Source organism: Amorphus coralli DSM 19760 (assembly GCF_000374525.1).
GTDB lineage: Bacteria > Pseudomonadota > Alphaproteobacteria > Rhizobiales > Amorphaceae > Amorphus > Amorphus coralli.
Genome location: NZ_KB894570.1, coordinates 92,785 through 104,316, shown reverse-complemented (window position 1 = coordinate 104,316; position 11,532 = coordinate 92,785). Strand labels below are relative to the sequence as shown.

The 11,532-nt window shown below is 66.1% G+C and carries 13 protein-coding genes; 2 read left to right on the top strand and 11 right to left on the bottom strand.

The genetic code is table 11. The features are described from left to right. Positions 1 to 12: 12 nt before the first annotated feature. From acpS to rpoZ, 6 genes are all read right to left on the bottom strand, one after another. On the bottom strand, positions 13 to 459 hold the full coding sequence (gene acpS / locus C507_RS19910) for a holo-ACP synthase (protein ID WP_018697680.1): 447 nt from the start codon (positions 457 to 459) through the stop codon (positions 13 to 15). Then, positions 456 to 1,220 (bottom strand): pyridoxine 5'-phosphate synthase, encoded by a 765-nt coding sequence (locus C507_RS0100485; protein WP_018697679.1) that lies wholly within the window; start codon positions 1,218 to 1,220, stop codon positions 456 to 458. The genes acpS and C507_RS0100485 overlap by 4 nt, the downstream gene beginning before the upstream one ends. Positions 1,221 to 1,255: 35 nt before the next feature. Beyond that, positions 1,256 to 1,807, bottom strand: a complete 552-nt coding sequence (locus tag C507_RS19905) for a DUF2062 domain-containing protein (RefSeq protein ID WP_018697678.1) — start codon at positions 1,805 to 1,807, stop codon at positions 1,256 to 1,258. A 197-nt stretch (positions 1,808 to 2,004) separates the two neighbouring features. Beyond that, on the bottom strand, positions 2,005 to 2,586 hold the full coding sequence (gene pyrE / locus C507_RS0100475; RefSeq protein WP_018697677.1) for an orotate phosphoribosyltransferase: 582 nt from the start codon (positions 2,584 to 2,586) through the stop codon (positions 2,005 to 2,007). An 88-nt stretch (positions 2,587 to 2,674) separates the two neighbouring features. Then, positions 2,675 to 4,846 carry a RelA/SpoT family protein gene (locus tag C507_RS0100470; protein WP_026318719.1) on the bottom strand — a complete coding sequence of 724 codons (2,172 nt, stop codon included), beginning with the start codon at positions 4,844 to 4,846 and terminating at the stop codon, positions 2,675 to 2,677. A 78-nt stretch (positions 4,847 to 4,924) separates the two neighbouring features. Beyond that, the gene (rpoZ, locus tag C507_RS0100465) at positions 4,925 to 5,317 is read right to left on the bottom strand and encodes a DNA-directed RNA polymerase subunit omega (RefSeq protein WP_018697675.1); all 393 of its coding nucleotides are present in this window, start codon (positions 5,315 to 5,317) and stop codon (positions 4,925 to 4,927) included. A 351-nt stretch (positions 5,318 to 5,668) separates the two neighbouring features. Between rpoZ and C507_RS0100460 the strand changes: the two genes are divergently transcribed. Together C507_RS0100460 and C507_RS0100455 are read left to right on the top strand one after the other, a co-directional pair. After that, complete coding sequence (locus C507_RS0100460) at positions 5,669 to 6,271, top strand: LabA-like NYN domain-containing protein (protein WP_018697674.1); 603 nt, start codon at positions 5,669 to 5,671, stop codon at positions 6,269 to 6,271. Between the two features lies 1 nt (position 6,272). Further along, entirely contained in the window at positions 6,273 to 6,950 is a 678-nt protein-coding gene (locus C507_RS0100455; RefSeq protein WP_018697673.1) for a uracil-DNA glycosylase, read from the top strand. Here C507_RS0100455 and C507_RS0100450 read toward each other — a convergent pair. From C507_RS0100450 to C507_RS0100430, 5 genes are all read right to left on the bottom strand, one after another. Then, complete coding sequence (locus C507_RS0100450; RefSeq protein ID WP_018697672.1) at positions 6,935 to 7,642, bottom strand: ABC transporter ATP-binding protein; 708 nt, start codon at positions 7,640 to 7,642, stop codon at positions 6,935 to 6,937. The genes C507_RS0100455 and C507_RS0100450 overlap by 16 nt on opposite strands. Beyond that, complete coding sequence (locus C507_RS0100445; RefSeq protein WP_018697671.1) at positions 7,629 to 8,417, bottom strand: ABC transporter ATP-binding protein; 789 nt, start codon at positions 8,415 to 8,417, stop codon at positions 7,629 to 7,631. Before C507_RS0100445 ends, C507_RS0100450 begins: the two co-directional genes overlap by 14 nt. Next, positions 8,414 to 9,355: a branched-chain amino acid ABC transporter permease gene (locus C507_RS0100440; protein WP_018697670.1), complete on the bottom strand. Its 942-nt coding sequence runs from the start codon at positions 9,353 to 9,355 to the stop codon at positions 8,414 to 8,416. Before C507_RS0100440 ends, C507_RS0100445 begins: the two co-directional genes overlap by 4 nt. After that, a complete protein-coding gene (locus C507_RS0100435) occupies positions 9,355 to 10,227 on the bottom strand; it encodes a branched-chain amino acid ABC transporter permease (RefSeq protein ID WP_018697669.1) in 873 nt (290 codons plus the stop codon). The genes C507_RS0100440 and C507_RS0100435 overlap by 1 nt, the downstream gene beginning before the upstream one ends. Positions 10,228 to 10,359: 132 nt before the next feature. Further along, complete coding sequence (locus C507_RS0100430; protein ID WP_018697668.1) at positions 10,360 to 11,523, bottom strand: ABC transporter substrate-binding protein; 1,164 nt, start codon at positions 11,521 to 11,523, stop codon at positions 10,360 to 10,362. Between the last annotated feature and the right edge of the window lie 9 nt (positions 11,524 to 11,532).

The following is an 11,532-nucleotide window of genomic DNA, read 5'->3' as shown; positions in this document are numbered from 1 at the left end:
GCAACGCGCCATTCACTGCTGCGACCCCGCGCCCGTATGCGCGGCAAGCGCCCGGGCGTCCGCCTCGCTGAGCGCCGAAATGACCACGAAGGCCTGGGCGAGCGGCCAGTCGTCGGTGATGGTGAGGTCGATGACCGGCTCATAGCCGACCGGGGTGATCTCCCGAAGCCGGACCGCTGAACTGCCGAGAAGCTGCATGGTCGGCTTGCCGGTGCGCAGGTTGACCACGCCCATCTCGCGCCACTTCACGCCCATGCGGATACCGGTGCCGAGCGCCTTGGAGCAGGCTTCCTTGGCCGCGAAGCGCTTCGCGTAGGAGGCCGCGCGATTCTTGCGCCGTTCAGAGCGCGCCCGTTCCACCTCGGTGAAGACGCGCTCCACGAACCGGTCGCCGAAACGGTCCAGCGTCTTCTCGATGCGACGGATGTCGATCAGGTCAGAGCCGATGCCGACGATCATCGGACACTCTCCGCCGTGCCGGCTCGGGCGGCATCCATGCGTCGTCGCATCTCGCCGATGGCCGCGGCGAAGCCGATGAAGACCGCCTCGCCCACCAGAAAGTGGCCGATGTTCAACTCGGCGATTTCCGGTATGGCGGCGATGGGTCCGACCGTGTCGAAGGTGAGGCCATGGCCGGCGTGAACTTCCAGCCCGATCTCGTCCCCATAGGCCGCTGCCTCCGACAGCCGCGCCAGTTCGTCGTTGGCGGCGTCCGTCTCCCCGGCAATCGCCAGGTCGCAATAACGTCCGGTGTGCAGTTCGACCACGGCAGCGCCGATGTCCCGTGAGGCTTCGAGCTGTCCCCGGTCCGCCTCGATGAAGAGAGAGACGCGCGATCCGTTGTCGCGCAGGAGCTTCACCGGCGTGGCCAGCCGGGCGTGCCCGCCAACCACATCCAGGCCGCCTTCTGTCGTGCGCTCGGTCCGGTTTTCCGGCACCAGACAGACCGCATGCGGCGCCGTGTGAAGGGCGATGGCGACCATCTCGTCCGTGGCCGCCATTTCAAGGTTGAGCGGCTTCGTGATCTCGCGGATCAGGCGGGCAATGTCGGTGTCGACGATGTGGCGCCGGTCCTCGCGCAGATGCGCGGTGATGCCGTGGGCACCGACCTCGATCGCAACCTGTGCCGCGCGCACCGGATCGGGCGCTGTCCCGCCGCGCGCGTTGCGGAGAGTGGCCACGTGATCGATGTTCACGCCAAGGCGAAGCGGACGCTGCATACCGGGGCTCATGGTTGGATGCTCGATCGGAGACGTCAGAATTCGGGACCCAGCCCGGAGCGGGAAGCGCCGCGCGCGGCCTTGGACCGCTGCGCGAGCCGGGCCTTGCGCGCCTTCTGGTAGGTCGCGACTGCGTAGCGCGTGACGAAGTAGCCGATCAAGCCTGCGACGAGGCCCAGCATGGCACCGCCGACCACCATCGGCACGATGAGCGGCCAGATCTTCTCGAAGGAGTGGCTGAGAAGCCCCGCCGACATCTCCGTCTTGAGGAAGGCCTCCGTTCCCGGCGCATGACCGCCGAGCACGGCGCTACCGATCTTGAAGGACGCCGCCCAGATGAAGGGAAAGGTCAGCGGATTGCCCACCGCCGTCCCCAGGGCGGCCGCCAGCATATTGCCGGCGACGATGAACGCCACAACGAAACTCAGGAAGAAGTGCAGGCCGACGAACGGCGTGAACGAGGCGAAGATGCCGGCGGCAACTCCGGCGGCGATCGCGTGAGGCGAGGCCGACAGGCGCATGACGCGCTTCTTGAAGTAGGTCGCAGAGCGCGACCATGAGCGGCGCGGCCACAGGGCCACGCGCATCCGCTCCCTCAGCGGTGGTCTATCGCGACGGTTGAACAGCATGGTCGGACTTCGCACCCGCGGCTCGTTCGACGTCTTACTCGGGGCGGCCGCGAGCCGGTTCGCGCCCTTCGCAGTCTGGCCTGACGCCTCCAAAGGTAGGCGCTAGACGCGGCTGACCCTGCGCCTGCCGTCCGGAAGTGGCGAGCGGCACCGCCTTATGCAAGGCCCCGGCTGCCCGGCTTCACGGCCGGAAGGGCCTCCAGCTCCGGCGGAAGCTGGTCGGCCGGATAGGCTGGGACCGCATAGTCGGCGAGCGAGACCAGCGGGACGCCCACGTTCACCGTGCCGCCGGATCGATCGATCAGCACCGAGGCCGCAACCACCGTCGCGCCAAGGGCCTCCACCGCGGTGATGGTCTCGCGAATGGACAGCCCCGTGGTCAGGATATCCTCGACGATCACCACCCGAGCGTTTTCCGGCATCTCGAAGCGGCGCAGCCGGAACTGGCCCTGCTCGCGCTCCACCCAGACACCGGGGATGCCGAGATGGCGCGCCGTCTCGTAGCCGGGCACGATCCCACCGACGGCAGGCGCCACCACCATGTCGACGCCCTGGCCCACCTCGGCGCGGATCTTCTCCGCCAGCGCCTTGCACAGGATCTCCGTCTTCCAGGGATATTGGAAGACCCGCGCCTTCTGCAGGAAGACCGGGCTGTGCAGGCCCGACGTCAGCACGAAGTGCCCTTCCAGGATGGCACCGCACTCCCGAAAGATGTCGAGCACTTCGTCCCGCGTCATGTCGTTCCGCCCCTTAATCCGTTTCCATGTCTTCCTTAGGTGATCGCGGCCGCCGCGCCAATCACCCAGATGCCGCAAGTGGCCGCGTTCATCCGTTGACGCGCTGCGCCTCGGAGATCACCGGCAAGGCCCTCAACCCCTGAATGATCCGCGTGAGGTGCTTCAGATCGTGCACTTCCAGGTCGATGATCATCTCGTGGAAGTCGTTGCCCCTGGCGAGCATCTTGATGTTGTCGATGTTGCCATCCGCCTCGCTGATGGCCTGAGTGATCTGCGCCAGCGATCCCGGCTCGTTGATGGCAGCCACGGAGATCTGGGTCGGAAAGCGCGGCGGATCGGACTCGTCGATATCCCAGCGCACATCGATCCAGCGCTCCGACTGGTCGTCGAATTCCTTCAGCGCCGGCGACTGGATCGGGTAGATCGTCACCCCCTCGCCCGGCATCAGGATGCCGACGATCCGGTCGCCGGGCACCGCGCCAACGTCCGGCGAGAAGCGCACCGGCAGGTCGCCTTCGATGCCGCGAATGGGCAGCGACCCCCCTTGTTCCGAAGCGGCTGGCTTCGGCTTGCGCACCGGCGCTTTCTTGGCCGGTCTGGCCTCGGTCTCCGCGACGTCGATCGGGTAAACGGCGCGCAGGACGTCATTGGAGGAAAGCTCGCCCCGCCCCACCGCGGACAGGAGGTCCTCAACTCCGGGCTGACCCAGTCGCGAGACGGCGTGCTCCAGGTCTTCCGTACCGAGCGGCTTGCCGCTGCGCTGGAAGGCCCGCTCGACGATATGCCGCCCGAGGCCGGAATATTGCTGCCGCACCGCTTCGCGGGTGGCCCGCCGGATCGCCGCGCGCGCCTTGCCGGTCACCGCAAGCGCTTCCCATGCGGCCGGTGGCGTCTGCGCCTTGGAGCGGATGATCTCCACCTCGTCGCCGTTCTTCAGCTCGGTCATGATCGGCATGATCCGGCCGTTGACCTTGCAGCCCACGCAGGTGTTGCCGACGTCGGTGTGCACGGCGTAGGCGAAGTCGATCGCCGTGGCGCCGCGCGGCAGGGCGATCAGGCGGCCCTTCGGCGTGAAGCAGAAGACCTGGTCGTGGAAGAGCTCAAGCTTGGTGTTCTCGAGAAACTCTTCCGGATTGTCGCCTTCCGACAGGAGATCGATGGTGTGGCGCAGCCACTCGTAGGCGCGGCTGTCGGCGGTCAAGCGGGCGATGTTGCGACCGCCGCCCTCGCGGTCGGTATAGAGCGCGTGGGCGGCGATGCCGTATTCGGCCACCCGGTGCATCCCGCGGGTGCGGATCTGCAGCTCCACTCGCTGACGGCTCGGACCGACGACGGTCGTGTGGATGGAGCGATAGTCGTTCTGTTTCGGGGTCGAAATGTAATCCTTGAACCGGCCCGGCACCGTCGGCCAGGTCGTGTGAATCACCCCGAGCACTCGGTAGCAGTCGTCGATCGTGTCGACCACGACGCGGAAGCCGTAGAGATCGGAGAGCTGCTCGAAGCTCACCGACTTTCGCTGCATCTTCCGGAAGATCGAATAGGGCCGCTTTTCACGGCCGCTGACGCGCGCCTGCATGCCGTTCTCGGCAAGCCGGGTGGTCAGGTCGCTCTCGATGTCCTGGATCAGGCTGGCATTGCGCGTGCGCATATTCTCCAGCCGCGCGGTGATCGCCTCGTAGGCCTCCGGGTTGAGGACCCGGAAGGCGAGCTCCTCCAGCTCCTCGCGCACCTCCTGCATGCCCATCCGGCCGGCAAGGGGGCCATAGATCTCCATCGTCTCTTCGGCAACGGCGATGCGCTTGTGCGGCGGCACGTAGCGGATGGTCCGCATGTTGTGCAGGCGATCCGCCAGCTTGACCAGCAGCACCCGGACATCGTCGGCAATCGCGAGCAGGAGTTTGCGGAAATTCTCCGCCTGCTTGGCCCGGGTCGACACCAGGTCGAGCCGCTTGATCTTGGTGAGGCCCTCGACGAGCTTGCCGATCTCCGGACCGAACATCTCGTCGATCTCGGCGCGTGTCGCGTCGGTGTCCTCGATCGTGTCGTGCAGCAGCGCGACGGCGATGGTCGCGTCGTCCAGGCGGAGATCGGTCAGGATCGCCGCGACTTCCAACGGGTGCGAGAAATAGGGATCGCCGGACGCGCGAACCTGCGTGCCATGCTTGTGCATGGCATAGACGTACGCCTTGTTCAGCAGCGCCTCGTCGGCGGCCGGGTTGTACCGGTTCACCCGTTCGAGGAGCTCGTACTGACGCATCATGATTTTACTGCCCCGAACGGCGGGGCCGCACGCCCCGCGTCAGCCCCGGACGGCTGCGCGGGCCGTCAGAAAAGCGGCTTAGAGATCGTCGCTCTTGTCCGGGGGCACCATGCCCTCGAGACCCTTGAGGAGCTCTTCTTCGCTCATGCTGTTGAAGGTCAGGTCGACCTCGTCCTCGGAGGATCCTGCCGCGGCACTGTCGGAGCCGATCATTGGCACGGCTTCCGCCTCGGGCTCGTCCACCTCGACATATTTCTGCAGCGAATGGATCAGCTCTTCCTTCAGGTCGCCGGGGCTGACCGTCTGCTCGGCGATCTCGCGCAGCGACACGACCGGGTTCTTGTCGTTGTCGCGATCGACGGAGATCTGGGACCCGCTGGAAATCATCCGGGCGCGGTGCGCGGCGAGCAGCACCAGCTCAAACCGGTTATCGACCTTGTCGATGCAATCTTCGACCGTAACGCGGGCCATTGCCTAAACTCCTGTCTCAGTCCGGGAAGCCGCTGGGAATATCAGGTCGGCTCTTGGAAATGCAAGACAAAGCCGCACAGCGGAGCGCGGCATCGTCCATTTTGCTTCAATTTCTGCATTCACGACGGCGAGAGCGTAGGACGCGCCCCGAATCGCCGTTCTTGAAACACATTCTATTGTGCAATATGTCCCGAATATGGGCGACGAATCGATGCTGGCGGAACAGTCCGCATCACTTTGACAGACAGGGCCGTCGCGCGGCGAGACACTTGCACATTCCCCTCCCCTCGGCCCTCCGACAATTTCACGACCTGTATTCAGATTCATTGTAGATGCGTGAAGAAAGACCCCATGTTTGACGATCGCGAGCGTATTGCGCTGTTCATCGATGGCGCCAATCTTTATTCCACCGCCAAGGCCCTCGGATTCGACATCGACTATCGCCGTCTTCTGAAGGAATTCGGATCGAAAGGCTTCCTCCTCCGCGCCTATTACTACACGGCGATGATTGAGGATCAGGAATATTCGACCCTTCGGCCGCTGGTCGACTGGCTTGACTACAACGGCTACAACGTCGTGACCAAGCCGATGAAGGAGTTTTACGACCAGAACGGCCGGCGCAAGGTCAAGGGCAACATGGACATCGAGCTCGTGGTCGATGCCATGGAGATGGCCGAGCACGTCGACCATATCGTCCTGTTCTCCGGCGACGGCGACTTCCGGCGTCTGGTCGAGGCGATCCAGCGCCGCGGCCGCAAGGTTTCCGTCGTTTCCACTCTGCAGACCCAGCCGCCGATGATCGCCGACGACCTCCGCCGTCAGGCCGACCACTTCCTCGACCTTACCACCCTGGAGGGCAAGATCGGTCGCGATCCGGCCGAGCGCGTCGCTCGGGCCCAGGAGCGGGCCGACCGCCAGGCGCGCGAGCCGGCCGACGACGACCACGATCTCTAAGGTGGGCTTCGCCGATCCGGGTCGGACATCCGTCACCGAGCCGCCGCTCGATTGCCCGCTGTGTCCGCGCCTGGTTGCCTTCCGTACGGACAACCGTGCCGCGCATCCGGACTGGTTCAATGCGCCCGTTCTGACCTTCGGAGACCCCAACGCGCGTCTGCTGATCGTCGGCCTAGCGCCGGGATTGAGAGGCGCCAACCAGACCGGGCGCCCTTTCACCGGGGACTATGCGGGCGACCTGCTCTACGCAACGCTCGACAAGTTTGGCCTGTCGCGGGGCACCTATCGAGCCCGTCCGGACGACGGGCTTGAGCTTCGCGGTGTCGCCATCACCAACGCGGTGCGCTGTGTTCCGCCCCAGAACAAGCCGACGCCGGCGGAAATCCGCACCTGCCTTTCCTTCCTGAGGGAGACGCTTGCCGCGCGCCCCGGGATCGAGGCGATCCTCGTTCTCGGCAAGATCGCCCACGATGCGACCATCGCGGGGCTCGGCGGCAAGCCCTCGCGCCACAAGTTCGCGCACGGCGCCGTTCACCGTCTCGATGGCGTTCCGGCGATCTACGACAGCTATCACTGCTCGCGCTACAACACGAACACGCGCCGACTGACTCCGGAGATGTTCGAAGCCGTGTTCGCTCAGATCACCGCCGATCTTCAGGCCGATCAGACCCCCAGATAGGCCTCGCGCACCGCGGGGTCCTCGATCAACGCCTTGCCGCTGCCTTCCTTGGCGATGGTTCCCGTCTCGATGACATAGCCGCGATCGGCGATGGACAGCGCGGCGAAGGCGTTCTGCTCCACCAGGAATACCGTGACGCCCTCGCTTCTGAGATCGACGATGGCCGCGAGGATCTGGTCGACGAGGATCGGCGCGAGCCCCATCGAGGGCTCGTCGAGAAGGAGCAGCCTTGGCCGGCCCATCAGCGCGCGACCGATGGCCAGCATCTGCTGCTGGCCGCCGGAGAGGCCGCCGGCCGGATTGCGGCGGCGCTCCGCCAGGATCGGGAACATGGCGAAGATCTTGTCGAGATCCTTGCCGACCTCCGCCGCGCCGTGGGTCTTTCGATAGGCGCCGAGCCGCAGATTGTCTTCCACCGACAGCGGCCCGAAGATCTGCCGTCCTTCCGGCACCTGGGCGATGCCGAGTTCCACACGCCGATGGGGCGACAGGCGTGTCACGTCGGCCCCTTCGAAGAGGACGCGGCCGCCGGTAACCGGCTGCACGCCGGAGATGGCGCGGAGCAGCGTCGTCTTGCCGGCCCCGTTGCCCCCAACGAGGGTGACGATCTCGCCCGCCCTCACCTCCAGCGAGACGCCGTGCAGCGCCTCGATGCGGCCGTAGCCGGACCGCAGGTCCTCAACGCCGAGCACGGGCCGCCTCCTCCGCTCCATGGGTTCCCAGATAGGCCTTGATGACCTCCGGATTTGTGCGCACGTCCTCCGCCGTGCCGGACGCGAGCGTCTTGCCATAGTCCAGCACGTGCAAACGGTTCGAGATGCGCATGACGAGCCGCATGTCGTGCTCCACAAGCACCACCGTGACCCCGTCCGCGGCGATCGCCTCGATCAGGCGCTCGATGTCTTCCGTTTCCTTCGGATTGCAGCCCGCAGCCGGCTCGTCGAGAAGCAGGATTTTCGGCTCGGTGGCGAGTGCGCGGGCGATCTCCAGCCGCTTCAGTTCGCCATAGGGCAGGTTCGCCGCCAGGTCGTCGGCCCGACCGGCTAGCCCGATGCGATCCAGAAGGCGGATAGCCTCGGTTCGGCTGTCCCGGTTCTGGCGCACCACGGAGGGAAGCGAGAGAAGGTGCGGTACAATCCCGCGCGCTTCCTTCAGGTGCCGCCCGACCATGACGTTCTCCGCCACCGTCATGCGGAAGAAGATCTGCAGGTTCTGGAAGGTGCGCGACAGCCCCCGCGCCACCAGCCGGTTCGGGGCAACGCCAGTGACGTCCTCGCCGAACAGCGACACGGTGCCCGCCTTGGGCAGGTAGACCCCCGAGATCAGGTTGAAGAGCGTCGTCTTGCCGGCACCGTTCGGACCGATGATGGAGAAGATCGACCCTTCCTCGACGTCGAAGGAGACGGAATCGACCGCCTTCACGCCCCCGAAGGAAATCCCGATATCCCGGACGGACAGCGCAGTCATCGGCCCCTCCCCGCGAGCGCGACGAGGCTGGGCACGATGCCCTTCCTCAGGAAGATCATGAACACCATGAGGATCAGGCCGAGGGCCAGGTGTTCATATTCCTGGAAGGCCGAGAGCGCCTGCGGCAGCGCGATCAGGATCGCCGCCCCGACCAGGGATCCGACGATGGACCCCATGCCGCCGAGCACCACCATCACCACGAACTCGATGGAGTGCATGAAGCCGGCGACGTCCGGCGTGATGAACCCGTTGAACAGTGCCAGAAGGCCGCCGGCGAGCGCCGTGTAGACCGCGGACACCACGAAGGCCACGAGCTTGTAGCGGGCGACGTCAACGCCCACGACGCGAGCGGCGACCTCGGAATCGTGCAGCGCGCGCAGCGCCCGGCCGGTCGGCGAGCGTACCAGGTTGACGGCGACCCACGCCCCCACCACCAGCACGCCGCCGGTGATCCAGTACCAGGTGTCGACGCCCTTCAGCCGCCAGCCGAACAGCGTGGCCCGCGACACCGGCATGCCGTCGGGGCCGCCGGTGAGGCCGGATTCGTTCGAAAGCACCATGTAGACGAGGATGCCGAACCCCAACGTCGCCACAGCCAGGTAGTGACCCTTGAGCTTCAGGATGGGACGCCCCACCAGGTAGGCGATCACGGCGGCGAGCGCGATGCCGAGAACGAGCGCCAGAAGCGGCGACACCGGCAGGACGTTGGGCCCGACCGCCACGGCGTACGCGCCGATCCCGAAGAAGCCGGCATGACCGAGGCTGACCTGGCCAGCAAAGCCCATCAGCAGGTTGAGGCCGATGGCGGCAAGCGCCGAGATCCAGACCAGCGCCGCCACGCGCAGGTAGAAATTGGAGCCGAGGCCGAACCCGCACGCGATCACGATGAGCGCAATCAGGGCCGGCGCGGCGAGCGGATGATTGAAGAGCCGCCCCATCAGACGCGCTCCACGCTGGCGCGGCCGAACAGGCCCGTCGGCATGAAGAACAGCACCGCCAGGATCACCAGGAAGGCGATGGCGTCCTTGTAGTCCGACGAGATGTAGCCGGCGCCGAACGCTTCCAGGAGCCCGATCAGCAGTCCGCCGACGATCGCGCCAATGGGGCTTCCCATGCCGCCGACCATGGCTGCGGCAAAGCCCTTCAGCGCCAGCAACGTGCCGACGTCGTAACGGGTCAGCGTGACCGGCGAAACCAGGATGCCGGCAATGGCGCCGATGGCCGCCGACACTGCGAAGGAGAGGCCCACCACGTAGCTGGTGTTGATGCCGACCAGCTTGGCTGCCAGCCGGTTGGCGGCGGTGGCCAGGATCGCCTTGCCGAGGATTGTGTGGGTCAGGAAGGCCCACAGGATGGTCACGATGACCACGCCCCCGCCCAGCACCCACAGGCTCTGCGGCAGAATCGCCGCGCCACCGATCACGATCGGGGTCTCGCCGGTGAAGGGCGGCAGCGTGTGGAACTGCTTGTCGAAGACGATGCTTGCGGCCGACCGCAGGAAGATCGATGCGCCGATGGTGATGATGATCAGCGTCACCGCGTCCGCGCCGCGCGCGGGCTCGATGGCCAGCCGGTGCAGGAGCAGCCCGACCGCGACCGCAATCACGATGGCGCCGCCCGCCGCCAGCGGCATGGGGACGCCCGCCGCCATGATGAAAACGGTCGCCATTCCGCCGATCATGACGAACTCGCCCTGGGCAAAGTTCACGACGTCGGAGGCGTTGTAGATGAGGGTGAAGCCGATCGCCACGAGCGCGTAGACCGCGCCGACCGTCAGCCCCGAAAAAGCAAACTGCAGGAATTCAGCCATCGCATCAGCCCGGGTGGCGCGAGGGACGGCGCGCGCAGAGCGCGACCGCCGGTCGCTTCCGGAGCGGAAGCTCCGGCGAAACCCGTCGGCCGGAGCAGCTCCGGCCGACGGTCAGGGGATGGTGAAGGGCAATCAGTTTCCGCCGACGATGGTCCAGTCGCCGTCCTGGATCTCGAGCATCTTGAACGCCGAGACGTCCAGGCCGAGATGGTCGTCCGCCGACATGTTGACCTCGCCACCGGTTCCGACGAAGCCGGTGGTCGCCTCGATGGCGTCCCGGATCGCCGCCGGATCGTCGGAGCCCGCCTTCTTGATCGCCTCGACCAGGATCATCAGGCCGTCATAGGCGTGTCCGCCGAAGGTCGACACGTCCTCGCCGGTCTGGTCCTCGTACATGGTCTTGTAGTCGACCACGACGGCCTTCTGCGGGTCGTTGTCCGGCAGCTTGTCGGCGACCAGAAGCGCGGCGGCCGGCAGGCGGACGCCGTTGGCAGAGTCACCGGCAAGCTCGATGAAGCTCTTCGAGGCGACGCCGTGGCTCTGGTAGAGCGGCACCTCGATGCCGAGCTGGCGATAGTTGCGGGTGACGATCGCGGGGCCCTGGCCGAAGCCCGGATTGACCACCGCCTGCACGCCGTCGGCATTCTTGATCTTGGTGAGCTGCGGCGTCATGTCGGCATCGGACGGGCCATAGGTCTCGTCCGCCACGACTTCGATGCCGTAGTCGCCGATCACGTCGAGACACTGCTGGCGCATGGACTTGCCGAAGCCGCCGGTGCCCGAGATCATGCCGATCTTGGTGTAGCCGTTGGCCTTCATGTCCTCGAAGATCTTCTGGCAGGCCATGCGGTCGGTGTGCGGCGTCTTGAACACCCACTCCTTCACCGGATCGATGATGACCACCGCACCGCCGAGGGAGATGAAGGGGATCTCGGCGTCTTCCACGAGCGGGACCATCGCCATGGTTGTGCCGGTGGTCGCGCCGCCGACGATCGCGACCACCTCGTCATCCTCGATCAGGCGAGTGGCGAACGTGCGCGCCTTGTTGGCGTCGCCGCCGGAGTCGTAGACGATCAGTTCCAGCGGACGGCCAAGCACGCCGCCCTCTTCGTTGATCTTGTCCACGTACATCTTCAGCGTCTTATCCTCGGGATCGCCGAGGAAGGACGCCGGGCCGGTCACCGCGAGCACGGAACCGATCTTGATCGGATCGGCGGCCGAGACGGCCGTCAGTCCGAGCGCCAGGCTCGCGGCGGACACCGCGGCCAGACGTGCAAGGCGTTGAAACTTCGTCATGTCGTTTCC